Source organism: Natronococcus sp. CG52, assembly GCF_023913515.1.
Taxonomy (GTDB): domain Archaea; phylum Halobacteriota; class Halobacteria; order Halobacteriales; family Natrialbaceae; genus Natronococcus; species Natronococcus zhouii.
This window is the reverse complement of record NZ_CP099391.1, coordinates 2,855,280-2,879,662: the sequence shown is the minus strand read 5'-3', so window position 1 is coordinate 2,879,662 and position 24,383 is coordinate 2,855,280. Positions and strand designations below refer to the sequence as shown.

General features: G+C 65.4%; 22 protein-coding genes and 1 tRNA gene. 16 read left to right on the top strand and 7 right to left on the bottom strand.

Annotated features, from left to right (window positions below):
* The 13 genes from NED97_RS14495 to NED97_RS14435 all read left to right on the top strand — a co-directional run bounded on the left by NED97_RS14495 (position 1) and on the right by NED97_RS14435 (position 13,956).
* On the top strand, positions 1–345 hold the full coding sequence (locus NED97_RS14495; RefSeq protein ID WP_252487730.1) for a hypothetical protein: 345 nt from the start codon (positions 1–3) through the stop codon (positions 343–345).
* On the top strand, positions 342–1,763 hold the full coding sequence (gene leuC, locus NED97_RS14490; protein WP_252487729.1) for a 3-isopropylmalate dehydratase large subunit: 1,422 nt from the start codon (positions 342–344) through the stop codon (positions 1,761–1,763). The genes NED97_RS14495 and leuC overlap by 4 nt, the downstream gene beginning before the upstream one ends.
* The gene (gene leuD / locus NED97_RS14485; protein WP_252487728.1) at positions 1,760–2,401 is read left to right on the top strand and encodes a 3-isopropylmalate dehydratase small subunit; all 642 of its coding nucleotides are present in this window, start codon (positions 1,760–1,762) and stop codon (positions 2,399–2,401) included. Before leuC ends, leuD begins: the two co-directional genes overlap by 4 nt.
* Positions 2,402–2,494: 93 nt before the next feature.
* Positions 2,495–4,213 (top strand): vWA domain-containing protein, encoded by a 1,719-nt coding sequence (locus NED97_RS14480; RefSeq protein ID WP_252487727.1) that lies wholly within the window; start codon positions 2,495–2,497, stop codon positions 4,211–4,213.
* A gap of 267 nt (positions 4,214–4,480) precedes the next feature.
* Entirely contained in the window at positions 4,481–6,703 is a 2,223-nt protein-coding gene (locus tag NED97_RS14475) for a S8 family serine peptidase (RefSeq protein ID WP_252487726.1), read from the top strand.
* Between the two features lie 104 nt (positions 6,704–6,807).
* A complete protein-coding gene (leuB, locus tag NED97_RS14470) occupies positions 6,808–7,788 on the top strand; it encodes a 3-isopropylmalate dehydrogenase (RefSeq protein WP_252487725.1) in 981 nt (326 codons plus the stop codon).
* 272 nt (positions 7,789–8,060) lie between these two features.
* Positions 8,061–8,831 carry an HTH-type transcriptional regulator GlpR gene (gene glpR, locus NED97_RS14465; protein WP_252487724.1) on the top strand — a complete coding sequence of 257 codons (771 nt, stop codon included), beginning with the start codon at positions 8,061–8,063 and terminating at the stop codon, positions 8,829–8,831.
* On the top strand, positions 8,821–9,729 hold the full coding sequence (pfkB, locus tag NED97_RS14460) for a 1-phosphofructokinase (protein ID WP_252487723.1): 909 nt from the start codon (positions 8,821–8,823) through the stop codon (positions 9,727–9,729). Before glpR ends, pfkB begins: the two co-directional genes overlap by 11 nt.
* A 126-nt stretch (positions 9,730–9,855) precedes the next feature.
* Positions 9,856–10,998 (top strand): PTS fructose transporter subunit IIC, encoded by a 1,143-nt coding sequence (locus NED97_RS14455; RefSeq protein ID WP_252487722.1) that lies wholly within the window; start codon positions 9,856–9,858, stop codon positions 10,996–10,998.
* Between the two features lie 27 nt (positions 10,999–11,025).
* Positions 11,026–11,496, top strand: a complete 471-nt coding sequence (locus NED97_RS14450; protein ID WP_252487721.1) for a PTS sugar transporter subunit IIA — start codon at positions 11,026–11,028, stop codon at positions 11,494–11,496.
* Positions 11,496–11,762, top strand: coding sequence for a phosphocarrier protein HPr (ptsH1, locus tag NED97_RS14445; protein ID WP_252487720.1), 267 nt, complete (start codon positions 11,496–11,498; stop codon positions 11,760–11,762). The genes NED97_RS14450 and ptsH1 overlap by 1 nt, the downstream gene beginning before the upstream one ends.
* 4 nt (positions 11,763–11,766) lie before the next feature.
* The gene (ptsP, locus tag NED97_RS14440) at positions 11,767–13,479 is read left to right on the top strand and encodes a phosphoenolpyruvate--protein phosphotransferase (RefSeq protein WP_252487719.1); all 1,713 of its coding nucleotides are present in this window, start codon (positions 11,767–11,769) and stop codon (positions 13,477–13,479) included.
* 3 nt (positions 13,480–13,482) lie between these two features.
* Positions 13,483–13,956, top strand: a complete 474-nt coding sequence (locus tag NED97_RS14435; protein WP_252487718.1) for a PTS fructose transporter subunit IIB — start codon at positions 13,483–13,485, stop codon at positions 13,954–13,956.
* 67 nt (positions 13,957–14,023) lie between these two features.
* On the opposite strand, the gene NED97_RS14430 is transcribed toward NED97_RS14435, so the two are convergent.
* From NED97_RS14430 to dph5, 4 genes are all read right to left on the bottom strand, one after another.
* Positions 14,024–14,917 (bottom strand): class 1 fructose-bisphosphatase, encoded by an 894-nt coding sequence (locus NED97_RS14430; RefSeq protein WP_252487717.1) that lies wholly within the window; start codon positions 14,915–14,917, stop codon positions 14,024–14,026.
* Positions 14,914–15,696, bottom strand: coding sequence for a class I fructose-bisphosphate aldolase (locus NED97_RS14425; protein WP_252487716.1), 783 nt, complete (start codon positions 15,694–15,696; stop codon positions 14,914–14,916). The genes NED97_RS14430 and NED97_RS14425 overlap by 4 nt, the downstream gene beginning before the upstream one ends.
* Before the next feature lie 359 nt (positions 15,697–16,055).
* Complete coding sequence (locus NED97_RS14420; protein WP_252487715.1) at positions 16,056–17,954, bottom strand: polysaccharide deacetylase family protein; 1,899 nt, start codon at positions 17,952–17,954, stop codon at positions 16,056–16,058.
* Positions 17,955–18,165: 211 nt separating this feature from the next.
* Entirely contained in the window at positions 18,166–18,939 is a 774-nt protein-coding gene (dph5, locus tag NED97_RS14415) for a diphthine synthase (protein ID WP_252487714.1), read from the bottom strand.
* Between the two features lie 125 nt (positions 18,940–19,064).
* On the opposite strand from dph5, the gene NED97_RS14410 reads away from it, so the two are divergent.
* From NED97_RS14410 to NED97_RS14400, 3 genes are all read left to right on the top strand, one after another.
* Entirely contained in the window at positions 19,065–19,820 is a 756-nt protein-coding gene (locus NED97_RS14410; RefSeq protein WP_252487713.1) for a helix-turn-helix transcriptional regulator, read from the top strand.
* Between the two features lie 65 nt (positions 19,821–19,885).
* Complete coding sequence (locus tag NED97_RS14405) at positions 19,886–20,866, top strand: class I SAM-dependent methyltransferase (RefSeq protein ID WP_252487712.1); 981 nt, start codon at positions 19,886–19,888, stop codon at positions 20,864–20,866.
* Positions 20,867–21,007: 141 nt separating this feature from the next.
* Positions 21,008–21,081: transfer RNA gene (locus NED97_RS14400), tRNA-Thr, on the top strand.
* 1,142 nt (positions 21,082–22,223) lie between these two features.
* On the opposite strand, the gene NED97_RS14395 is transcribed toward NED97_RS14400, so the two are convergent.
* Genes NED97_RS14395 through NED97_RS14385 form a run of 3 tightly spaced genes read right to left on the bottom strand, consistent with a single transcriptional unit; the run spans position 22,224 to position 24,250 of the window.
* Positions 22,224–22,928, bottom strand: coding sequence for an energy-coupling factor transporter transmembrane component T family protein (locus NED97_RS14395; RefSeq protein ID WP_252487711.1), 705 nt, complete (start codon positions 22,926–22,928; stop codon positions 22,224–22,226).
* A gap of 4 nt (positions 22,929–22,932) precedes the next feature.
* Positions 22,933–23,652, bottom strand: coding sequence for an energy-coupling factor ABC transporter ATP-binding protein (locus NED97_RS14390; RefSeq protein WP_252487710.1), 720 nt, complete (start codon positions 23,650–23,652; stop codon positions 22,933–22,935).
* A 10-nt stretch (positions 23,653–23,662) separates the two neighbouring features.
* Positions 23,663–24,250 carry a biotin transporter BioY gene (locus NED97_RS14385; RefSeq protein WP_252487709.1) on the bottom strand — a complete coding sequence of 196 codons (588 nt, stop codon included), beginning with the start codon at positions 24,248–24,250 and terminating at the stop codon, positions 23,663–23,665.
* Positions 24,251–24,383: the final 133 nt, after the last annotated feature.

Genomic DNA, 24,383 nt, shown 5'->3' with positions numbered 1-24,383 from the left:
ATGACACGATCGAACCAACAGACCACGAGCGACCAGTCGATGGGCGACGTCAGCCACACGAATCCCTACACCGGGGAGACGGCCGGCCGCCTGTTCAACCGCGGTTCGACCGTCGTGGCCGACGGCGGTGAGCCGAGAGCAACGAGGCGAACGTCGGAAGACCGCGGCTCTTCCAACGCCGCCGACAGTCAGCCGGCGGCGACGGATCCGGTCGACAGTACCGCGAGCGAGCAGATGAAAGACGTGAGCCACACGCCGCCGAACGGCGCCGAAGACGCCAACGAGGTCTTCGAGCGCGGGCGCGAGCACGACCGCGAATCCGAGCGGGGAGTAGGCGACGTATGAGTGAGGGAACGCTGTACGACAAGGTGTGGGACCGCCACAAGGTGACGACGCTACCGACCGGACAGGATCAGCTGTTCGTCGGACTGCACCTCATTCACGAGGTGACTAGCCCGCAGGCGTTCGGGATGCTCCGCGAGCGCGACCTCGAGGTCGCCTACCCCGAACTCACGCACGCGACGGTCGACCACATCATCCCGACGGCGGACCAGTCCCGCCCCTACCAGGAGGACGCCGCCGAGGAGATGATGAGCGAACTCGAGGAGAACGTCCGCGAGGCCGGGATCGAGTTCTCGGACCCGAACAGCGGCGATCAGGGGATCGTCCACGTCGTCGGCCCGGAGCAGGGACTGACCCAACCCGGGAAGACGATCGTCTGCGGCGACTCCCACACGTCGACCCACGGCGCGTTCGGCGCGCTCGCGTTCGGGATCGGCACCTCCCAGATCCGAGACGTGCTCGCGACGGGCACGCTCGCGTTCGAGAAACAGAAGGTCCGAAAGATCCAGGTCGACGGCGAACTCGGCGACGGCGTCGAGGCGAAGGACGTCATCCTCGAGATCATCCGCCGACTCGGCACCGAGGGCGGCGTCGGCTACGTCTACGAGTACGCCGGCGAGGCCATCGAGAGCCTCGGGATGGAAGGCCGGATGTCAATCTGTAACATGTCGATCGAGGGCGGCGCTCGAGCGGGCTACGTCAACCCCGACGAGACCACCTACGAGTGGCTCGAGGAGACGGACTACTTCCAGGAAAACCCGGAGAAGTTCGAGGAACTGAAGCCGTACTGGGAGTCGATTCGATCGGACGCCGATGCGGAGTACGACGACGTCGTTCGGATCGACGCCGACGAACTCGAGCCGGTCGTCACCTGGGGAACGACCCCGGGACAGGGGATCGGCATCTCCGATCCGATCCCCGCGCCGGAAGACCTGGCCGAGGGCAAGCAGGACACCGCGCGACGCGCCCAGGAGCACATGCGCGTCGAGCCCGGCGAGACGATGGAGGGCTACGACATCGACGTCGCCTTCCTCGGCTCCTGTACCAACGCTCGCCTGCCCGACCTGCGGCGGGCCGCCCGGATCGTCGAGGGCCGCGAGGTCCACGACGACGTCCGCGCGCTCGTCGTCCCCGGCAGCCAGCGCGTCCAGGAAGCCGCCGAGGAGGAAGGCCTGAAGGACGTCTTCGAGGACGCCGGCTTCGACTGGCGCAACGCCGGCTGTTCGATGTGTCTCGGGATGAACGAGGACCAGCTCGAGGGCGACGAGGCCTGCGCCTCCTCCTCGAACCGGAACTTCGTCGGCCGCCAGGGATCGAAGGACGGCCGCACCGTCCTGATGAACCCGCGGATGGTCGCCGCGGCGGCGATTACCGGGGAGGTCTCTGACGTGCGCGACCTGAAAGAGGTGAATCTGGCATGACCGGAGATGGTGCGGTCGACATTCCGGAGGTCAACTACGTGTCCGGCTCGGGCGTCCCGATTCGGGGCAACGATATCGACACGGACCAGATCATCCCGGCGCGGTTCATGAAGGTCGTCACCTTCGACGGGCTGGGCGAGTTCGCCTTCTTCGACCTGCGGTTCGACGAGAACGACGACCTCAAGGACCACCCGTTTAACGAGGAACGGTTCCAGGATTCGTCGGTAATGGTCGTCAACAGCAACTTCGGCTGCGGCTCCTCGCGCGAGCACGCGCCCCAGGCGCTGATGCGCTGGGGCATCGACGCGATCATCGGCGAGAGCTTCGCCGAGATTTTCGCGGGCAACTGTCTGGCGCTCGGCATTCCGACCGTGACGGCCGACAGCGAGACGATACGGGAACTCCAGGAGTGGGTCGACGAGAATCCCGACGGAGAGATCGATATCGACGTCGAAGCGGAGACCGTCACCTACGGCTCCGAGACGATCGACGTCACCGTCGACGACGCCCAGCGCAAGGCGCTCGTCGAGGGCGTCTGGGACACGACGGCGCTGATGAAGTCGAACACGAGCGCGGTTCGGCGAACGGCCGAGGAACTCCCGTACGTCGAGGACGCGGCGATCCCCGAAGCGGAGTAGCGCTTCCGGGTACGGTTTCGTCCCGTTTCGGTAGCTACAATCGTCGTTTCAGCTTGCGGAACGGCTTATCGGCGCGAACGCGATGGGCTAGGCATGCCTTCGGAACGACGGCGGTTTCTGGCACTGTGTGGGGCCTGCACCAGTAGCGCGCTCGCGGGCTGCTCGGCGCCGACGCGCTCGAGTCTGTGGGGGAGCAATTCCGGACGAGTGGACGACTGGCAGTACTCGCCCCCGGACGACGATGACGACTCCTGGCTCTTCGGTGGAACCGACGACGCGGCGACGGCGGAGGAGGCTGCCGACGGTGGCGAAAGCATCGGCCTCGCGGCGGGCGGCGCCGCGGACGTCGGGACGTTCCGGCGCAACGTCTCCGAGGGGTACTTGCCGATTCCCGAGAGCATGGCCTACGAAGGCCTGTTTCACGAGTACTACTTCGACACGGGCGGCGACGGCTCCTGCGAGTCGCTTTTTTGCCCGACGTACACGCCTGCGGTGACGCCGGATCCGTTCTCCGGTGACACCGAGCGGTACCTCTCGGTCGGCCTGGATTCCGGCCTCTCGCAGTCGGACTTCGAGCGGCCGGCGCTGAACCTCGTGATCGTGCTCGACATCTCGGGGTCGATGGGCGCGAGTTTCAGCGACTACTACTACGACCAGCACGGAAACGAGCGGGAAGCCGACGGCGGAACGTCGCGGCCGAAGATGGACGTCGCGAGGGACGCCCTGGTTTCGATGACCCACCACCTGCGTCCGGAGGATCGGTTCGGCGTCGTGCTCTTCGATCACGAGGCGTACCTGGCGAAGCCCCTCAGGAAGGTCGGCGAGACGGATATGGACGCGATTCGCGGACACATTCAGGAGAGCATCGAGCCGCGGGGCGGGACCGACATCTCGGCCGCGATGGAGTTGAGCGAGGAACTGATGGCGGAGTACGCGGAGGCCGACCGCGATGAGTACGAGAACCGGTCGATCATGCTGACCGACGCCCAGATCAACGTGGGTGAGACCGACGCCGACGAACTCCGGGGAAGTCTCGAGGAGAACGCCGAGAAGGACCACCACACGACGGTCGTCGGCGTCGGCGTGGATTTCAACGCGGATTTGATCGATCAGATTACCGGCGTCCGCGGCGCGAACTACTACAGCGTCTACTCGGAGGACGAGTTCGAGCGGCGCACGGACGACGAGTTCGAGTACATGGTGACGCCGCTCGTCTACGACCTCTCGCTGGAACTCGAGGCGGCGGGGTACGAGATCGGTCAGGTGTACGGCTCGACTGCGGCCGACGAAACGACGGGGGAACTCATGCGCGTCGACACGCTGTTCCCTTCCCCGCGGAGCGACGGCGAGGCGAAAGGCGGGGTCGTCCTCGTGCAGGTCGAGCGAACTGGCGACGCGGAAACGGAGGAGGAAGCGACGCTGAATCTCGAGGCGAGCTGGGAGACCCGATCGGGCGACCGTCGGTCCGCGACCGAGACCGTCTCGTTTCCGAGCGGCGACGACGAGCAGTACGGCACCGCCTCCGTCCGCAAGGCGGTCCTGCTCGCCCGCTACGCCGACCTGCTGAAGAACTGGGCCGTTTACGAACGCGACGCGGCGCTCGTCGACGCGAACGACGGGATCGATCGGCCGCCTGCAGACGATCAGTTCGGCGAGTGGGAGTTGCAGTCGGAGCCGTTGACGGCCTCCGAACCGTACGACGACCGGATCGGTCGCTTCCGCAACCACCTCGAGACGGAGACGTCGGCGATCGGCGACGAAACGCTCGAGCGGGAACGGGAACTGCTGGAGGCGATTCTCGAGGCGGAGTAACGCAGTGAGTAATTCGTTACATCTTACACTAACGTACCGAGAATCGGATACGGACAGTATATTGGCACAAATCGCTCGCATAGGTGCCTAAAGCGCCCCCTCTCCGTCTTCGCTGTTCTTCTCTACTGTTCTGATAGATAGTAACTTTATTTGCTTCAGGATACTATCTCGAATTAGATAATGTCTCTGGGGTTGTCTCGTCGGGGCCGGGCCTTCGCTCTTTTTCTGGCAGTCGTGCTGATCTGTTCGCTCCTCCCCGTGGCCGGGGTGGCTGCGGCAGTCTCCGACGAGTCGACCGTCGCCGCTCCCGGTGCGGTCGATTCGTCGGACCGGAACGCGCCGATAGAGAACGGTACCGACGGGGTCAACGGGACGGAACGGACACCGATCGATCCATCGCTCGACGACGCGAGCGGTGAGGTCGCTGTACTCGTACGGTTCGAGGACGACTCGAGTGATCCGATCGACGACCCGGCCGCCCGGCCGAAGGACGCGGGGACGTCCCACCGTCCCTTCCAGGAGTACGCGAACGCGACTGACGAGATCACGCTCGAGCGACAGTTCTGGATCACGAACGCCGCGCTCGTGACGGTCGATACCGATCGAGTGGCGCTCGCAGAACTCGCGAATATCGAGGCCGTGACCGCGATTCGCGCGGATAGCGAGATCACCGTCTCCACGGCTAACGGGGCACGGGGCGCGGGCGACGACGGCAATTCGTCGAACGGATCGTACGCGCCGGGACTCGAACAGAGCAACGTCCCGGCGGCCTGGGACACCTACCGCACGCGGGGCGAGGGCGCGTCGGTCGCCGTCCTCGACTCCGGCGTCGACGAGAGTCATCCGGATCTCGAGGTCGCGAAGTGGAACGACTTCGGCGACTCCCCCGCGGCGGAACCGACCGCGTACGACGACCACGGAACCCACGTCTCGGGGGTCGTCGCCGGCGGGAACGAGAGCGGAACGCAGATCGGCGTCGCACCAGATGCGGACCTCTACCACGGGGCCGTCATGACCGACTGTCGGCGGGACCGCTGCGTCGGATACGAGCGCCACATCCTCGCGGGGATCGAGTGGGCCGTCGAGGAGGAGGCCGACGTCATCGTGATGAGCCTCGGCTGGAACGGGTACAGTCCCGCCATGATCGACGCGATCGAGAACGCGAACGACGCCGGTACGGTCGTCGTCGCCTCGAGCGGCAATCGGGGCGAGGGGAACTCCACGTCGCCGGGAAACGTCTACGACGCGGTGAGCGTCGGCGCGGTAGACGAGTCGGGGTCGGTTCCCGACTTTTCGGGCGGCGAAACGATCGAGACGCGCGACGTCTGGGGGTCCGACGCACCGGACCGGTGGCCGGCGTCGTACACCGTTCCGACCGTGGTCGCGCCGGGAGTCGACGTCGAGAGCGCGATCCCCGGTGGTGGCTACGAGACGAAGCGCGGGACCAGCATGGCGGCCCCGTACGTCGGCGGCACGGCCGCGCTCGTTCAGTCGGCGACGGCGACGGGCCTCGGGCCCGATAAACTCGAGAGCGCGCTGATCGAGTCCGCGACCGTGCCGGACGACGGGCAGGGTGACGTCCGGTACGGACACGGCGTCGTCGACGCCGCGGCGGCGATCGACGCGGCCGGCGAGCACGCGACCCTCGAGGGGACGGTCTCGGATACGGTGACGGGCGATCCCCTCGCGAACGCCTCGGTCGTGAGCGCCGCGGCGGACGGCACCGAACGCGAGACGACGACCGAATCCGACGGGTCGTTCGAGTTCGTCGGACTCCGCGGTGACCGGGCATACGACGTTACCGTCGAACGCGACGGTTACGAATCGAAGACCGAGACGACGCGGGTCCCGGCGGACGAGACGACCAGAACCGACGTATCACTCGCCGGCGACGCGTCGATCGCAGTCACGCTCACCGACGCGCAGTTCGGAGACGACCTCGAGACGGCAACGGTCGTCGCGGACGGGACGCGCGGGACGTATTCGGCCGAGTACGTCGGCGACGGCACGTACCGGATCGAGCACGTTCCCGGGGTCGGCGAGTACTCCCTCCGCGCGGACGCGCCGGGCTACGTCGAGCGCGAACGGGTCGTCACGGCCGGCGCTCGGGACCGGCTCACGGAGTCGTTCGAGTTGCAGGGCGACGCGACGCTCGAGCTCAGCGTCGAAACCGAGGCGGGAGAACCAGTCGAGAACGCATCCGTCACGCTCGAGCGCTCGTCCGGATCCGCACTCGAACCGGACGAACGAACGGACGAGAACGGCACGCTTACGGCGGTCGTCGCCGGGACAGACGAATCCTATTCGATCGAGGTATCGGCTCCGGAGTTCGAGACGACCGTCGTCGAGTCCGGCGCGGTCGGTACCGGATCGACGGGAGCCATCACCGTCTCGCTCTCGGATACCCGCGGGTCGGTGTCGCATCTCGGCGCGCTGGCGGCGACGTTCGCGTTGGTCGCGGGCGGTGTCGCGCGTCTGGCTCGATCCTGACGCTCGTCGTCACGCGATTTTCGGATCCGACGGCCAGGCGCGGCCGTCGGGCAGTACTCGTGGTATTCGATACCCTCTTTTCCTCCGGGGAGCGAGGGTCTGGCATGACTCACGAGATCGCCGTCGTTCCCGGCGACGGAATCGGACGAGAGGTCACGCCCGCAGCGGTCGACGTATTGGACGCGCTCGAGATCGACTTCGAGTTCGTCGAGGCCGACGCCGGCGACGCGGTACAGGAAGAGACCGGCGAGGCGCTGCCACAGGAGACGTACGACCTCGCGGCGTCGGCCGACGCGACGCTGTTCGGTGCGGCCGGCGAGACCGCCGCGGACGTCATCCTCCCGCTTCGAGAGGCGGTCGATTCCTTCGTTAACGTTCGACCGGCGAAGGCGTACCCGGGTATCGACGCCGTCCGCCCCGAGACGGATCTGGTCTTCCTCCGAGAGAACACGGAGGGCGTCTACGCGGGCCACGAGGATCGCCTGACCGAGGACGTCGCGACGCTCACCCGCGTCGTCACCCAGTCGGCCTCGAGTCAACTCGCGGAGTTCGCCTGCGAGTACGTCTCCGAGAGCGATCACGACGGATTCACCATCGCACACAAGGCGAACGTCATGCGGGAGACGGACGGCGTTTTCCGCGATACGGTCGCGGCGGTCGCCGACGAGAACGGCGTCGAGGCCGACGAGGTGCTGATGGACGCCTTCGCAACTCGGGTGTGTCTCGATCCGACGCAGTTCGACGTCGTCGTCTGTCCGAATCTCGCGGGCGACGTCCTCTCGGACCTCGCGGCGGGACTCGTCGGCGGGCTCGGCCTGCTTCCCTCCGCGAACGTCGGCCCGGAGCGCGGGCTGTTCGAACCCGTCCACGGGACCGCACCCGACATCGCCGGCGAGGGGATCGCGAACCCGGCCGCAACGATCATCTCCGCCGCGATGTTGCTCGAGTACCTCGGCTACGACGAGGAATCCGACGCGGTTCACGAGGCAGTGGAGTCGACGCTCGAGGACGGCCCGCGAACGCCGGACCTCGGCGGCGACGCGAGCACCGAGGACGTGACGAACGCGATTATCGATCGCGTGTAAGCGGTATCCTCACGTTGCGATCGTTCTGAGTTCGTTTTTGATCGTTCTGAGACGGCTGCATACTAGTAAACTACTCACGAGAGTAATACGAAAACGGACGAAAAACGGATCAGATAGCTGAAATTCTATCTTCGAATTCCCGGTCACGGTCGGCGGCCGCGAACGAGGCCGTAATAAATACGCATCAAACAATCGGAAACAATCATAAAATCGAGATAAACAAATAAGAACATGCAGAACACAGTCCGTAATGAAGGCTCCCCTCGAACATCATGTTACCCGAACAGCGAAAACGAAAAGTCGTGGAACACGTCTCGGAACGGGACGGGTGCTCCGTCGAGGAGTTAGCCGACGAACTCGACGTATCGAAAGCGACGATTCGGCGAGATCTTTCCGAACTCGAGGACGAACAGCTAGTCGATCGATCCCACGGCGGTGCCGTTCCCGCGACGGCCGTCGGGCGCGAACAGACGTACATCCAAAAGGAAGTCCAGAATCTGGAGGCGAAGGTGAGTATTGGCTCTCGAGCCGCCAGAGAGATCCACGACGGACAGGTCGTCTTCTTCGACTCGGGAACGACGACGATACAGGTCGCGAGGCAGGTGCCGTCGGACACCTCGTTCATTCCGGTAACGAATTCGCCGCTGCTGGCGCTCGAACTCGGCAAGAACGCGAACGACGTGAAACTCACCGGCGGGACGCTTCGCCACCGGACTCGAGCGCTCGTCGGCCCGAGCGCGGAGTCGTTCATGGAGCGGACGAACTTCGATCTACTCTTTCTGGGAACGAACGGAATCGACGACGGCGCGCTGACGACGCCCAACGAAGACGAGGCGCGAATGAAACAGCTCATGGTCGAGAACGCCGAGCGCGTCGTTCTGGTCGGCGATCAGACGAAGTTCGGCGACCGAAGCTTCGTCCAGTTCGCCTCGCTCGAGGACGTCGACGTGCTGGTGACAGACGCCGAACCGACCGGCGAACTGGCCGAGGCGTGCGAGGCGGCGGACCTAACCGTCGGCGTGGAGGAACCGGATGATCGCTAGCGTGACGCTCAACCCGGCCGTCGATTACACGGTGGAACTCTCCGAGTCGCTCGCGGCGGGAACGGTCGCCAGAGCGACCGACCACCGGTACGACGCGGGCGGCAAGGGAATCAACGTCTCGAAGTACCTCGTCGGCCTTGACGTCGAAACAGTCGCGACTGGCGTCGCCGGCGGCTTTCTCGGGCAGTATCTTCTCGAGCAGCTCTCGGCCCAGGGAATCGCCGCCGACTTCGTCGAGATCGACGGCGAGACGCGACTCAACACGACGGTTCTCGAGCCGACTGAGGAGTACAAGATCAACCAGAACGGTCCTCACGTACCCGCGATCGCGGTCGAGGATCTCGTCGATCGACTGCGCGAGTACGGTCCGGAGCGGGTGGTCGTTGCGGGGAGTTTACCGCCGGGATGTAACCCGGAGACGATCGACTTGCTCGCCGAGGCCGGTCCCTGGGAGACGGTCGTCGACGTCGACGGCGCGACGCTGTCGGCCCTCGATGCCGAGTACGCTCTCTGTAAACCGAACGTCGACGAACTCGCAGCGGCGACGGACCGTCGGATCGACGACGTGCAGTCGGCGCTGGGGGCAGCGAGGGAGCTTCGAGCGGACGGGTTCGACAGCGTCGTCGCCTCACTCGGCGGCGAGGGAGCGGTGATGGCGACGCCCGAGCAGTCGTTGCACGCGCCCGCTCGAGAGATCGAGGTCGTGGACACCGTCGGAGCGGGTGACGCCCTGCTGGCCGGCGTCCTCGCCTCGCGCCTGCGCGGCGACTCCGATGCTGAAGCGCTCAGCCAGGGGATCGCCGTCGCATCTCGGGTCGTTTCGGTCTCGGGAACTCGTGCGCCGTCACTCGCCGGCATTCGAGACGATCGAGAGTCGATCGCCGTCTCGGCATACTAGCATCGTTTCCGGCTCAGCCGACGAGTTTCCGTCACAGAATAACGTACAGGAATTACGATACGAAACAAACATATTCGAAAGCACTTTTGCATTCGGGTCTGATGGATAGTGCCAGGGACGAGACTAATGAAAGACGATGTAGAACGCCAACTGCGTACGTACCTGATATCGGTAAAAGAGGATCTGATGACCGGCGTGTCGTTCATGATCCCCTTCGTGACGATCGGCGGGATTTTCCTCGCGATGGCCTTTATGATCGCGGAGCTCCCGTTCACCGCAGGAGATACGGAGACGGTGTTCGAGGAGACCGGATCGCTCGCGTGGTACATGGCCGAAATCGGCGTGCTCGGCCTCACGATGATGATCCCCATACTCGGGGGATACATCGCCTACGCGATCGCGGATAAACCCGGACTCGCACCCGGATTCATCCTCTCGTGGGCGATCCAGCAGGAGCAGATCATCGAAGCGGCCGGTCTCGTCATCGGTTTCGAGGCCGACGGCGCAGTCGCGGGCTTTCTCGGCGCGATCGTCGCCGGGCTGCTCGCCGGGTACGCCGCACGCTGGATGAAGGGGTGGCCGGTGCCGTCGGCCGTCAAACCGATGATGCCGATTCTCGTGATCCCCGTCTTCACGACGCTGTTTCTCGCGCCCGTCGTCATCCTCGGACTCGGCGTTCCGATCGCTATCATCGACGACGCGCTGACGACGATGCTCCGCGGAATGGAGGGGACGAACGCCGTCCTGCTCGGGGCGATCCTCGGCGGGATGATGGCGATCGATATGGGCGGCCCGATCAACAAGGTAGCGTACGTCTTCGGGACCGTGCTCGTCGCGGACCAGATCTTCGCTCCGATGGCCGCTGTGATGATCGCGGGTATGGTTCCGCCGCTCGGACTCGCGCTTTCGAACTTTATCGCCCCGCAAAAGTACTCCGCGGAGATGTACGAGAACGCGAAAGCCGCCGTCCCGCTCGGCCTTTCGTTCATTACCGAAGGCGCGATTCCCTACGCCGCCGCCGACCCGCTTCGAGTCATTCCGTCGGCCATCCTCGGGAGCGCGACGGCCGGCGCAACCGCGCTCTGGCTGGGCGTGACGATGCCCGCACCCCACGGCGGGATCTTCGTCGTTCTCCTCTCGAACAGCATGCTGCTGTTCCTCGGCTGCCTGTTCCTCGGAACGGTAGTCACGGCCACGGTTGTGACGCTTCTCAAGCCCGACTACCACGAGCGAGTTGCCGGAGCGAAGCCCGCACAGGCAAGTGATTAATTCCCTCACGACCTTCGACCACCTACAATGACTACGACTCAACCCGATATCGAGACCGTACTGACACGCGAACTCATCGTGCTCGAGGAGCCTCCGGCAGAGAAAGAGGCCTGTATCGAGTTCCTGCTCGATCGAGCCGTCGAGACTGAACGCGTCTCCGACCGCGACGCCGCCCTCGAAGCCCTTCTCGCGCGCGAGGAGGAGGCGACGACCGGCGTCGGCAAGGGAATCGGCATTCCGCACGCGAAGAGCGGTGCAGTCTCTCGGCCGACGATCGTTTTCGCTCGCTCCGACGAGGGGATCGACTTCGATGCGATGGACGAAAAGCCCGCGACGCTGCTGTTCATGCTGCTCGTCCCCGAGGAAGGCGGCGAGGAACACCTCTCGCTGCTCAGTTCGCTTTCGCGGGCGCTGATGCACGACGACGTTCGCGAGCGGCTCCACGAGGCCGACTCGAAGGCCGCGATCGAGGAGACGATCACGGAGGCGATCGCATGATGGAGCGAACGGTAACCGTCGTTCCCGAGGACGGCCTTCACGCGCGACCCGCCGCGAAGTTCGTCGAAACCGCGAACGAGTACGAGGCCGACGTCCGGGTCGCTCCGACCGACGGCGACCCGGTCGACGCGGCGAGCATGCTCGCGGTCACCAGCCTGGGCGTCGGGAGCGGCGACGACGTCACGATCGTCGCCGAAGGCGAGGACGCTGCGGCCGCGCTCGACGCTCTCGAGAAAGTCCTCTCGACGCCCGAATCGGAAGCCTGAGCCCATGAGTACGAACGAAAACGCAACGCAAACGTACGACGGAACCGGCGTCACCCCGCTCGCCGGCGTCGGCACCGCCGTCTGGTACGAGCCCGGCAGCGGAACCGAACTCGAGGAGCCGCCCGACCCGACCGAGGTCGATCCGGCGACCGAACGCGACCGGTTCGACGAGGCGCGCGACCGCGCCCGCGAGGAACTCGAGCGCGAGCGCGAGCAGACGGCCGACCGCGTCGGCGAGGACGAGGCGGCCGTCTTCGACGCCCACAAACAGTTTCTCGACGATCCCCAGATCACCGACGGCGTTGAAGACGCCATCGACGGTGGGCTTCCCGCCGAACACGCGGTCCGGCGGGCGTTCGAAGGGCCGATCGAGCAGTTCGCCGGCATGGACGGGCGGATGGCCGAGCGGGCCGACGACCTCCGGGACGTCCGCGACCGGCTGATTCGAGTGCTGACCGGCGGCGACCGCGTCGATCTCGCGGCGCTGCCCTCCGGCAGCGTGTTGCTCGCCGAACGGCTCACGCCGAGCGATACCGCACAGCTGGATCCCGATCGCGTGGCCGGCTTCGCGACTGCGGAGGGAGGACGAACCTCCCACGCGGCGATCTTCGCCCGCTCGCTCGGAATTCCGGCCGTCGTCGGCGTCGGATCCGAACTCACGGCGATCGAGGGTGACGCCGACGTCCTCGTCGAGGGCGAGGACGGGACCGTGATCGTCGATCCGACGCCGGACCAGCGCGAGCGTGCGGCCGTCGAACGCGACGTCGAGATCCGGGACGAATCGGTACGGACGGCCGACGGGGAGGCGGTCGAGGTCGCCGCCAACGTCGGAACGCTCGCGGAACTCGAGGGCGCGGTCCGACAGGGTGCGGACGGGATCGGTCTCTTCCGGACCGAGTTCCTCTTTCTCGACCGAGAGGGGCCGCCGGACGAGGAGGAGCAACTCGAGGTCTACGCGGAGGCGCTCGACGCCTTCCCCGAGGGTCGCGTCGTCGTCCGAACCCTCGACGTCGGCGGTGACAAGCCGATCCCCTACCTCGAGCAGCCCGACGCCGAGAATCCGTTCCTCGGCGAGCGCGGGGTTCGCCGATCGCTCGGTCCGGACGCGGATCTCTTCGAGGCCCAGCTCCGGGCCTTGCTCCGTGCGGCCGCGGACGGCGACGGTCGGCTCTCGGTGATGTTCCCGATGGTCGCGACGGTACCGGAACTCGAGACGGCCCTCGGGACGGTCGAATCGGTCGCCACGGACCTCGAGTCGGAGGGGCTCGAGTACGCGATGCCGGAACTCGGTGTGATGATCGAGACGCCGAGTGCGGTATTTCTCGCCAGCGAACTCGCCGAACGCGTCGACTTCCTCAGTATCGGGACGAACGACCTCACCCAGTACGTGATGGCCGCCTCGCGGGAGGACGACCGCGTCGCGGAGCTACACGATCCGCTCGAGCCCGCCGTCCTCCGGGCGATCGCTCGCACCGTCGAGGCCGGCCACGCGGGCGACGCCTGGGTCGGTATGTGCGGCGAGATGGCCGGCGACCCCGATCTGACGGAACTGCTCGTCGGATTCGGCCTCGACGAACTCAGCATGAGCGCCGTCACGATTCCCGCGGTAAAAGCGACTATCACCGAAACCGAGACGACGGATGCGGAGGAGCTTGCCAGCCGGGCGACCGAAGCGAGCACGAAAGATGCAGTTCAGAACCACATCAACCGAGACTAACACATGAAATTCGTCGCAGTCACATCCTGTCCGACAGGTATCGCACACAGCCAGATGGCGGCCGAGAACTTAGAGCAGGTCGCGGAGGCGAACGGTCACGAGATCGACGTCGAGGTGCAAGGCGCCATGGGCCAGGAGAACGAACTCTCGAGCGAGGACATCGAGGCCGCCGACGCGGTGATCATCGCCGCGGACACCTCGGTCAGCCAGGACCGATTCGGCGGCAAACCGCTCGTCAACGGAACGGTAAAGGACGCGGTCAACGACGCCGAAGGGCTCCTCGACGAGGCGATCGAGACGGCCGGTGGCGACGCCGACGCTTCGGCTGCCGACGACGACGCGACGGCGCCCGATCGGGCTGGTCCCGGTTCCGAGGGCGGCGTCGCTGCCGAAGCGGACGACTCGAGCGAGGCCGTAAAGCGGGGCGGCGATCCGTCGAAAGGGCTGTTTGCCCGACTCAAACGACTCCTCTCTTGAACCACGGGCAGCGGCGCTGTAGTTGATTTGGCGACTTCCGTTCGATTCGAGAGAAATCGAGAGCGCGCTACTCGCTCGTCTCGAGCACTGCTTCAACCCGGTCGATCGGCTCCGTCGAGCCGACGAAGACCGGCACTCGCTCGTGTAGCGCGGCCGGTTCTCGCTCGAGTATGCGTCCACTGCCGTCGATCGCCCGGCCGCCGGCGGCTTCGATGACGTGCGCGATCGGGTTGGCCTCGTACTGAAGACGCAAGACGCCGTTCGGACGGCGCTCCGTTTCCGGATAGCAGAGGACGCCGCCGTGCTCGAGGACGGCGCCGACGTCGGCGACGGCTGCGCCGCAGTACCGGAGTCGTCGCTCGTCGCGGAACTCGTCGAGGAGTCCGAGAAGCGCAGGCGGAAGATCACCTCGACGGCCGGAAAATCCGCAGATGCTGTCTTCTTTTACGTCCTCCGTACTTCCGGCGTCGCTCGAGAGCGACAGCGAACAGGGATCGATCCGCTCGCCGTCTTCGAGACGGTACTGGACGACGTCACCGTCGGTCGCGACCGTCATCGTGATACACGGCCCGAAGACGACGATCACGCTTGCGACGAGGTCGGTTCCCCGCGCCGGAAGCGCGGCGTCGTAAACGCCGCAGACCGTTCCGATCGGCAGATTCGAGGCGAGGTTGCTGGAGCCGTCGAGGGGGTCGATCGCGACGCCGTAACCGCTCCCGCAGTCGAGGACGTCGGCGCGCTCTTCGCTCGCGTACGCGCCCACGGCCTCGAGCGGTTCGAGCGCGCCCCGAAACCGGTCGTCGAGCCACCGGTCGGCCGCCAACTGGCCGTCACCGGTCGGGTTTCGCTCGTCGCCGGCGGCAGCCTCGGGTTCCCGGCGCAGGTCCGACAGCGCGGCGGGAACGTCCGACGCGACGTCGGCGATCGCATCCAGGATCCGTTCGGTGCCGACACCGTTCATAGCGCGCCGTCAGCCGAGGCGCCCTCGAACACGACCCGTTCCAGGGCGTCGAGGATCCGTTCGGGGTCGTCGCGTTGCCAGACGTTGCGGCCGACGGCGAGCCCGCCCGCACCCGCGTCCATCGCGGCTTCGACCAGCGAGAGGAACTCGTAGTCGCTGGTCTTCGAGCCGCCGCTGAGGACGACGCGGACGTCGCCGGCAGCATCGACGGCGCGGGCCAGCGCCTCCCGGCTGCGCGGGTACTTCACCTTCGCGATATCGGCGCCGAGCTCGAGTCCGATTCGAGCGGCGTAGGCGATGACGTCGGGGCTGCGGTGCTCCTTGATCGCCTGGCCGCGCGGATACGACCACATTGCGACCGGGAGGCCGTGCTCGCGAGCCCGCTCCTGAACTGCGCGGAACTCCTCGACCATCTCCGGCTCGCGGTTCGTGCCGGGGTAGACGGTGTACCCGATCGCGTCCGCGCCGACCTCGACGGCGTTTTCGACCGACCAGGTCCGGGGCGAGTAGGGCTCGCCCTCCCAGAGGCTCGAGGTTCCGTTACACTTCGCGAGCAGCGAAACGTCGTCCTCGTAGGACGGGTAATAGGTCTCGGCGAGCCCCTTCTGGACGGCGAGCGCCGTGACGGCGTCGTGGGTTGCCATCTCGAAGACGGTCTCGGGATCGAGGCGGTCCTCCACGCCGGCAAATGCCGCTGGACCGTGCTCGAGGCCGTGATCGTGTGCGAGAATGAGCGATTTTCCGTTTCGGCTGATCGGAGCGTCGTTGAACGGCTTCATGTGTGAAACATTCCGGTATCGTGCTTAATTACTTTCGAACACTTTTGTTTCTGATTGAATTGGTCGATATTTTCGACCAGAACGGACACTGTTCACGGAGCTCTACCGAAACGCGCTGCGCGAGGGATCAGTTAGCGGAGATACCGCGACAGTCCGCCGTATCCGTCCCGATTCGTACGCGCGACGAGCGGTCCCGGTACGAAAGCAGGCGGCTCGAACCGGCTCACAGGCGTCCGTTGGCGCGGACAGCGCGTTCGAAAAAACCGTCGTACCGACCAGTCACGCGCACCGACTCGAGGTAACCGAGAGCGGTGTCGGGCCTCGAGTCGGTTTCGGCGAACGAGCGACGCGCTTCGAGGTTACCCTTCCTGGACCTCGAGCGTCCACTCCCCGTCGGCCTCGATGTTGATCCAGACGGTTCCGTTCGCCGCGTAGGATCTCGAGTTATCGAACGAGCCGGTCTGGTTGACGATCGACTCTCTGCTGCCGTCCGCGCCGTGGCCGTCGACGATGAAGTCACCGTCGCCGTCGTGTGTCAGAGAGAGGCTGACGTCGTCTTCCGTCCAGATCGGGCCGACGAACGACGAGCCAGTTCCGGAGCGCTCGATCGGCAGTTCGTTGAGGTTGTCGCCGTGAATCTCCGGCTGGGAGAGCGCGAGCGACCAGGTGTCGTCGGCCTCGATCTCGAGCTGATAGGCTCCCTCGTCGACGATCGCGATCGACTCGCCGGCGGTGTTTCCGGCGGTAGTCACGAAGGTGTCACCGTCGCTACCGGCCAGTTCGACGGTGAAATCGCCATCACCGTCGTGAGAAAAGCTCGCGGTGGCGACCCCCTCGTCGAGCGAGAACGTCGACGTGGTCCCCGATCCGGATCCGTTGAAATCGTACGTCCGCCCGGCCTCGAAGATGGTTCCGTCCGGTCGGTTCGCGCTCACGTCTTCGTCGTCGTTGTCGCGCTCGTACGTCCCGTCGACCAGATCGGAGGGCGTGATCACGTCGAGACCCCGGTGTTCGATGTGATTGAGCAGGTGTTCGAAGTCGTCGAGGGTCATCCGGTTCCCCTCGACCTCGTCCTCGTCGACGATCCGCGGCAGGCGAAGGACGGTAAGCTGGTTGTACTGGTCGGCGAGGTTGATGTGACGGCGAACGCCGCCGTGGAGGTCCGGACCCCAGATGTGAGAGATCATGTGTCTCCCCGTCGGCGGCATGGTGCTCGTACAGGCTCCGAACAGGAACGCCGACTCGTGGACGTCTCTGACGATCTCGTGGGTTGTCTGGTCCATTCGGTCGTCGGGAACGTACAGGTGGCGCGCTCCGTTTTCGAAGCCCTGGTTCTCCAGTTGCCCCTGGTAGTGTTCGAGAATCTGGCGCTGTCGATCCTCGGGCAAGTCGGACAGGGGGCTGCTCGTCGGCGGGTGCGAACAGATGTCCCAGCCGCGATCTTGTAGATCCTGGAGTTCGTTGACGCCCATTCGTCCGCCGGCACCGATCGCCTCGGGGTTGACCGCAACCGCGGCCGTCCACCCGCGCTCCTCGAGCATCTCGGCCCCGATCTCGTACTGCGAGTCGAAGCCGCCGAAGAACGAGAGGATGACCTTTCCGTTGTCGACGGATTCGGTTCGGCGAAGGTCGTCGACGTACATCTTGACCGGTCTGTCGCCGTTAGTCGCGAGGATGTTGATCGCGCTGACTTCCGACAGATCCGGCTCGTCCGCCGGCTTGTGTTCGTACCCGCAGTCGAGTCGGAGCCAGCCGGTGTACTCGTCGGGGACGACGCGGACCGTGGTAAGACGTCGACTCCGGCCGGGCGCGATGAACTCGACGTAGATCCGGTTTGCGGACTCGGGTTTGACTGCGACGGAGACGTCAGACTCGGTAAGATCGAGATTGTCCGAGAAGTACACGCTCAGGCCGGCTTCGCCGCCGTCTTCGTTCTCGACGACTGCGGCCTGTGAGCCCCGCCGCGCCTCGTCGGGTGCCGGCGAGACGTCGCCGGACCGCTGGTACAGGTCGCCCTCGAAGTCCTCGAGCAGTTCGCCGTCGTCGATCGCGGGCCACTGTACTCCCTCAGTGCTCGTCTCGTCGCCGCCGTTCTCCGACTCGTTGCCGTCGTCCCCGGAGTCGTCACCTCCCTCTCCCTCGGACTCGCCGTCGGAGAGGAAGTCCAGGCAGCCGGCGACCGTCGCCGACGTTGCGCCGAGCGCGGCTAACATTCGCCGTCTGGAAGATCCGCGATTAGCGTCGTTTCCGTTATCCATGTCGCTCGTCGTAACCGTGCCAGCCTGCGTACTTGTTAATAGAGTTGTTAAACCGGTATTGTGCGGCAAAATGGTTCTCGAGCCGGTCTCCGAACCGGGTTTTATGCCGTTGCTAAGCGACAACTCATCTATCTCCGAGGTTCGACGACGCTCCGATTTTCGCTGCGACGCCGAGTACGTGTAGTCTCAGACGGCGCCGAGGGTGTCCCTCTCAAACGACATCGAGTGTCTCTCTGTCCGCCCCGCCGAGTTCGACCAGTGCGTCGGCCTCGAGGAGGTGACACTCGCCGGGGATCACGAGCAGGTGGAGCGGGTCGCCGAACGACCGCTCGACGAGATCGGACATCGTGCCGGCCGCGACGAGCGGGTCGGGACTGCCGGCGCGGGCGACGACGACGCCGACGAGGTCGGGATAGGCCTCCGCGAGGAGTTCGGCACCGACGTCGGCGGTCATGTACTCGTCGCGATCCGCTTTGATGTCGAGGTAGACGACCGTGTGCAGGCCGTCCGCGCGGTTGTCGTCGATCGTCTCCGTCACGCTCGCCGGGAGTCCCTCCGCCCCGTGAGCGTAGGGGAACGGCAGCGTCGTCGCCTTGCCGAACCGGTAGTTCTGGAGCCCGGTCAGCGCGCTGGCGGCCGTCTGTGCCGTCACGCCGTGGATCACCCGCGTCTCGATGCCGCGGTCGTGTGCGCGCAGCCGGAGATCGACGTGGGTCGTCGAAATCATCGTGTCTCCAGCGGTCAGGAACGCCACGTCCTCCCGCTCGGCGGTCTCGAGGATGTCGTCCGGGTGTTGCTCGACGCCGGCCCGGTCCCTGACTTCGATCGTCACGTCGTGGGTAGACTCGAGTTCCTCGACGGTCGTTCCGAGCAGTTTGCTGGTGTAGAACTCGGCGTAAGCGCGGTCGGCCGCGCGGAGCGCCTCCCGCCCTTCGACGGTAATCGATCGCTCGTCGTAGAGGCCGAGGCCGATGAACGTAAGCATGGCCGCCGATAGCGGGAGCGGCCGCTATAACCTTTCGAGTCGACGTCTCGTCGCTCGGCTCCGGTGACAGGAACTATGTGATACCAGTTACTGATACAGCACGAAGAGCTACGAGGGACGGGATAATGGAGCCGACATCCGAGAGCAGAGACGAGATACTCGAGGCGCTGTTCGAGCAGCCGCGCACGAAACCGGATCTCGTCGCCGCCTCGTCGGTCTCTCGATCGACGGTCGACCGCCGACTCGCCGAGCTAACGAACGAAGGCTACGTCGAACCCGTCGACTCTCGCTATCGACTCACCGAGATCGGACGCCTCGCACTGCAGGAACGGCGAGCCTATCGGTCGCACATGGAAACGCTCGAGGCGGCGGCGCCGGTACTCGAGGCGGTCGAACCGGGCTCGGTCGACGCGGCGTTTCTCCGCGGCGCGACCGTCGAAACGCCGGAGCCGTGCGCTCCGTGGAAGGTCTTCGAGGCGAGCCGCGGCATCCTCAACGCCGCGGACTCGCTGTTCGGGACCGGGCCGACCGTGGTCCCCACGATCCTCGACGATCTGCAGGACGCGGTCGAACACGGCGGACTGACGTGCGAGTTCGTCCTCGACGAGGAACTGTACGAGTCGTTCGACGACCGAGAACGGGAACTGGTTCGAGAGATCGTCGAAGCCGGCGACGGCCGACTGCTGCTGACGTCGCTCTCGGATTCCTACGCGATCTGGATCGCCGAGGGTGACGAGGAAACGCACGCGGGATTAACCGTGTACGACGCCGGCGGTCCGTGCGGCGTCATTTTCAACGACGATCCCGGCGCCGTGGCCTGGGCGCGCGAGCAGTACCACGAACGCCGCGCATCGGCCGACGTCGTGTCGGAGCGGCGCTGATCGACGAGGCCGGATCCGACGGCTCGAAGCGTCAGCGTTAGGACCCGGTAGCGGCGACTATCGGTATGGAGGTGCCGTGTGTCCGCGTCGAGCGCGAGGCAGGCGAAGCGACTCGATCAGCCCTCGCCGAGGCGGACCTGATCCACGACGACTACGAGATTACCGTCGAGGACGGCTGGCTCTACGTTCCGGTCACCGACCCCGACGCGGTCTCGAGCGAGTACGCGGTCGTTCACCGCGCCGTCACCGAGCGCGAAACGCAGACGACCCCCGCGGATCTGCTCGAGTTCGAGCCGTCCTACGAACGACTCGGCGAGGCCGCGCTCATAGACGAGGACGACGACGAGCGTGCGCGAGCGATCGCCGACGCGATCCTCGAGTCCGATCTCCCGGTGGAGACGGTACTGAACAAGGAGTCGAAAGTGAAAGGCGAGACGCGGGTGCGCGACTGGGACCGCCTCGCGGGCGAGGACACCGAAGTCGTCCACCGCGAGTACGGCTGCGAGTTCGTGCTCGATCTCGCGGAAGTCTACTTCTCGCCGCGACTCGCGACCGAGCGCCACCGCGTCGCCGAACGGGTTACGTCCGGCGAGCGGGCGTTCGACATGTTCGCCGGCGTCGGCCCGTTCGTGATTCCGTTCGCGAAACGCGGCGCTGACTGCGTCGGCGTCGACGTCAACGAGACGGCGATCGACTACCTGCGCGAGAACGCACGGCGGAACGACGTCGAAGATCGCATCACCGCGATCTGTGCCGACGTGCGGGAGGTCGTACCCGAGTACGAGGACTGGGCCGACCGCCTCGTGATGAACCTCCCGCACAGCGCCGACGCGTTCCTCGAGTCCGCGGTCACGGTCGCGGGCGACGACTGCGCGCTCCACTACTACGACATCCAGCACGAGGACGATCCGTTCGGTCCCGGAGAACGAGCGATCCGCGAGGCCGCCGAACCCGAATACGACGTCACCGTCGAGACGCGTCACACGGTTCGATCGTACGCGCCGCACGAGTTGAACGTCTGTCTGGACGTTCGACTCGAGCGCTAACCCCCACCACGAAACACCGTCACACCACCGCGACGATTCGCAATCCTTATGCCGGCTATCGCTCCTATCATTAAACGCGTTCAGCGCCGGTGTTGAGGCGACGGCCGTCGCCGATGCACGGGACGCGAGCAAAGCGAGCGTGCCGGTGTAGCTCAGACTGGCAGAGCGAATCCTTCGTAAGGATTAGGTCGAGGGTTCAAATCCCTCCACCGGCTTATTTTGCTGCGAACAACTCCGTGAGCAGCAAATACGTTATGGAGGGATTTGAACTACGGAACGAGGGAGCGAAGCGACCGAAGTTCAGGCGGTTCGCAATCCCTCCACCGGCTTCAGTTCAAAACTGCTATCTGCGGGACGCGATACGTTCGTCGATTCCGCTTCTTACAGCAACTCGGATCTCTAATACCGACCGGAACGGTTTACACACCGATCGCACGACGGCTGTGCGATCGGGAGTGCACTGACTGTCAGCGGCTACTATAGCGTTCGACGTCCCCGGCGATTCTGTCGCAAACGCTACAGTCGGTGTGGCTCGAGTTGACTTCTAACGACCAGCACGATCGCTGTTCTACTGTTACGTAAAATATATAACAAGAATCATATGCACCGGAGACTGAGCTACTGCTACCGGGGAGTGTCCTGTGACCTTCCGTCGATGCTCCCTGGGCTCCATTACAGTTCCGCTCCTTGCTTCCCGGAGAACTGCTGTCCGTTCTCGGAGATCGACGGTCCGAGTAACCGGATAATTGTGGTAACTCGCCTGAACGGTTCCTCATTCGAGGACCCGACCCCGGCGTTCACTATGCCTCGAGCCTCCCCGAGTGCCCGAAAGAAGTAGCCGTGGTACGGCACCGGGCGATCCGCCCGAGCGAACGGGCAGAGGATCCACCCGTACAGCTTTCGCATCCCACCACCCCGGCTGCACTCCACACCGATTCCGTTCTCTTTCTCGCGTCGATCAGTACCGCGAGCCGCGGTGCGTTCCGAGAGGGGTCGACGTAATCTCGAGCAAGCTGCAGGTGTCGTGTTCGATCACTCGTACCCCGCAGTAGCCGCGGGAGATGGGACTACGGTCGTTCGGTACGCCGGCACCAGAGACTCCGCTCTGGTCGTGTGGGTCCGGAGGTGGTTATGAAGAGTTGGGAGCTCGGTACTCCGCATCTCGTTGCATCGAAGTACTGCCGATTAGTTTTAGCCCCAAAACAAATTGGGTGGGCGACCGACGGATCCCGCTTAGTCGACTACCGTATCGCCGAGCGAAAGTGCATATAGGTCGTCCAGAGCGATTACAGGCCGCCGTACGCCGAAGTCAGATCAATGAGATGTGGGAACTCGGCGACCCGGAACCCGGCCTCCATCACAGAAACGCGGTCAGTAACAAGACGATCGAGAGCCCGAGCGCGGGCAGGTCGCGCCGCGAGAACGACAGCGGCGGGAGGGTCGGGTTCCACGAGAAGCAGCGAGCCTGGAGCGCGAGCGAGAGCCGGTCGGCCCGGTCGAACGTCCGCGAGAGACCGAGCAGGCCGAGCGTCGTGAGGCGATCGACGACCCCCCGTTCGGTTCCGAGCCGCGCGGCCATCGCGTCGCGGATGGTCCGCACATCCGCCTGGAGCACGGGAAGGAATCGGAAGACGAGCGCGACGCCAGTGCCGAGCAACTGACCGGGTTTGCCGGGAACCGTCCGCTGGATCGCGGCTCGAGAGTGACGGACCGGGGTCGTCCGGACGTAGGCCGCGCTGACGAGCAGGATGAGCAAGACCCGATAGCTCGCCAGCGCGGTGGTGAGACCGGCATCGAGGTCGATCCACGGCGATCCCAGCGTCGCCGCCGCGACGATCGGACCGAGCGCGAGGATGACCAGCGCGAACCGGTAGGCGGAGAGCGTCCTGCGCAGTCGGACTCGAGCGGCGACCAGCACGAACGCGGTCAGCCCGGAGAGGGCGACCAGGGCGCGCGGCGTCGTGTGCGCGAGCGCGGTCGCGGCGAAGCCGATCTGGACCGCGAGTTTGGCCCGCGGATCGAGTCGGTGGACGATCGTGTCGTCGGGTTCGTAGGTCAGCATCGGCTCACCGAACCGGTCTCCGGTCTCGAGGAACGCGAACCTCGAGGGGTTCGAGTCGTTCGACGGCCGTCTCGGGCGGTTCGTCGACGACGACCCGTCCGTCGGCCATCGCGACGACGCGGTCCGCGAGTCCGAGCACGTCTCGGAGGTCGTGGGTCGCGATCAGGATCCCCGTGCCGTCGGCGGCGAGCGCCTCGAGTCGCGAGAGCACCGACTTGCGGGCCGGCTCGTCGAGACCGGTGAACGGTTCGTCGAGTACGAGGTGGGTCGGCTCCATCGCGAGCGCGCCGGCGATGGCCACGCGGGACTGCTCGCCGCCCGAGAGCTGGTCGATCCGCTCGTCCCCGCGTCCCGCCAGGTTCACCCCGTCGAGCGCGTTCTCGACGCGGCGGTTGATATCGTCGCGCTCGAGGCCGAGGTTCTCCGGACCGAAGGCGACGTCTGCGCCGACGGTCGCGGCGACGAACTGGTCGCGGGGGTGCTGGAAGACCATGCCGACGCTCGTGCGCGCGCCGATCAGGTCGTCCTCGACGCCGGTGCCGTCGACGAGGACCGTCCCTTCGTCCGGGGTTAGCAGGCCGTTGCAGTGACGTAGCAACGTCGTCTTTCCGCTCCCGTTGGCGCCCGCGAGAACGACGAACTCGCCGTCTGGAATCGAGAGGGAGACGTCCTCGAGCACTCCCACGTCGTCGAAGTCGAACGAAACTGAACGAAATTCGATCACGGCTCTCGATCTACGACCGGATCGGCTCGATTCGTCCGCTCTCGACGATCACGACCGCGGCGGCGATCTTCAGGATCTCGCCGGGGATGAACGGGAGCGCGCCGATCGTGATTGCTTCCCAGAGTTCCAACTCGAGAAGCCAGGCCATGTAGCCGACGCCCATCGCGTAGATGAGCAGGGTTGCGATCACGAGCGTGGTGACGATGACCGGGATCGGAACGTCGGCCGGATCCCGGAGATCGGTACCGCGATGGGCGATCAGGCCGATCAGCAGCGCGGCCAGCGGATACGACCAGAGGTAGCCCCCGGTGTGACCGAACAGGATACCGAGTCCGGCTTCCCATCCGGCGAATACGGGAATCCCGATAGCGCCCGCGGTGAGATACAGTAACATCGAGACGGGACCCCACACGGGACCCAACAGGAGCCCGGCGAGGAAGACGAACAACACCTGCAGGGTGATTGGAGCCGGGGACAGCGGAATCGGTATCGCAACGGGTGCTACTGCCCCGAGAAGGGCCGCGAGCAGGGCCGCTCGAGCGAACGCGTGGACGGCGTCACCTTCGATTAGGTCGACGTCGCTCCGTTCTGTTTCCATACGCTACCACGTCTGTAAACCAAGATCAAGACTTCGGTTTACCGAGTCGGTCGCGCGCCGACAGAAATCCGAGTGTGACGGGGTATACGTCGCCATAACGGATACGTTCGTCGCCGTCCGCTTCCAGTCCGAT

Coding starts and splice junctions, on each gene's coding strand:
- NED97_RS14495 (WP_252487730.1), top strand. CDS start 1: ATGACACGATCGAACCAACAGACCACGAGCGACCAGTCGATGGGCGAC.
- leuC (WP_252487729.1), top strand. CDS start 342: ATGAGTGAGGGAACGCTGTACGACAAGGTGTGGGACCGCCACAAGGTG.
- leuD (WP_252487728.1), top strand. CDS start 1,760: ATGACCGGAGATGGTGCGGTCGACATTCCGGAGGTCAACTACGTGTCC.
- NED97_RS14480 (WP_252487727.1), top strand. CDS start 2,495: ATGCCTTCGGAACGACGGCGGTTTCTGGCACTGTGTGGGGCCTGCACC.
- leuB (WP_252487725.1), top strand. CDS start 6,808: ATGACTCACGAGATCGCCGTCGTTCCCGGCGACGGAATCGGACGAGAG.
- glpR (WP_252487724.1), top strand. CDS start 8,061: ATGTTACCCGAACAGCGAAAACGAAAAGTCGTGGAACACGTCTCGGAA.
- pfkB (WP_252487723.1), top strand. CDS start 8,821: ATGATCGCTAGCGTGACGCTCAACCCGGCCGTCGATTACACGGTGGAA.
- NED97_RS14455 (WP_252487722.1), top strand. CDS start 9,856: ATGAAAGACGATGTAGAACGCCAACTGCGTACGTACCTGATATCGGTA.
- NED97_RS14450 (WP_252487721.1), top strand. CDS start 11,026: ATGACTACGACTCAACCCGATATCGAGACCGTACTGACACGCGAACTC.
- ptsH1 (WP_252487720.1), top strand. CDS start 11,496: ATGGAGCGAACGGTAACCGTCGTTCCCGAGGACGGCCTTCACGCGCGA.
- ptsP (WP_252487719.1), top strand. CDS start 11,767: ATGAGTACGAACGAAAACGCAACGCAAACGTACGACGGAACCGGCGTC.
- NED97_RS14435 (WP_252487718.1), top strand. CDS start 13,483: ATGAAATTCGTCGCAGTCACATCCTGTCCGACAGGTATCGCACACAGC.
- NED97_RS14430 (WP_252487717.1), bottom strand. CDS start 14,917: ATGAACGGTGTCGGCACCGAACGGATCCTGGATGCGATCGCCGACGTC.
- NED97_RS14425 (WP_252487716.1), bottom strand. CDS start 15,696: ATGAAGCCGTTCAACGACGCTCCGATCAGCCGAAACGGAAAATCGCTC.
- NED97_RS14420 (WP_252487715.1), bottom strand. CDS start 17,954: ATGGATAACGGAAACGACGCTAATCGCGGATCTTCCAGACGGCGAATG.
- dph5 (WP_252487714.1), bottom strand. CDS start 18,939: ATGCTTACGTTCATCGGCCTCGGCCTCTACGACGAGCGATCGATTACC.
- NED97_RS14410 (WP_252487713.1), top strand. CDS start 19,065: ATGGAGCCGACATCCGAGAGCAGAGACGAGATACTCGAGGCGCTGTTC.
- NED97_RS14405 (WP_252487712.1), top strand. CDS start 19,886: ATGGAGGTGCCGTGTGTCCGCGTCGAGCGCGAGGCAGGCGAAGCGACT.
- NED97_RS14395 (WP_252487711.1), bottom strand. CDS start 22,928: ATGCTGACCTACGAACCCGACGACACGATCGTCCACCGACTCGATCCG.
- NED97_RS14385 (WP_252487709.1), bottom strand. CDS start 24,250: ATGGAAACAGAACGGAGCGACGTCGACCTAATCGAAGGTGACGCCGTC.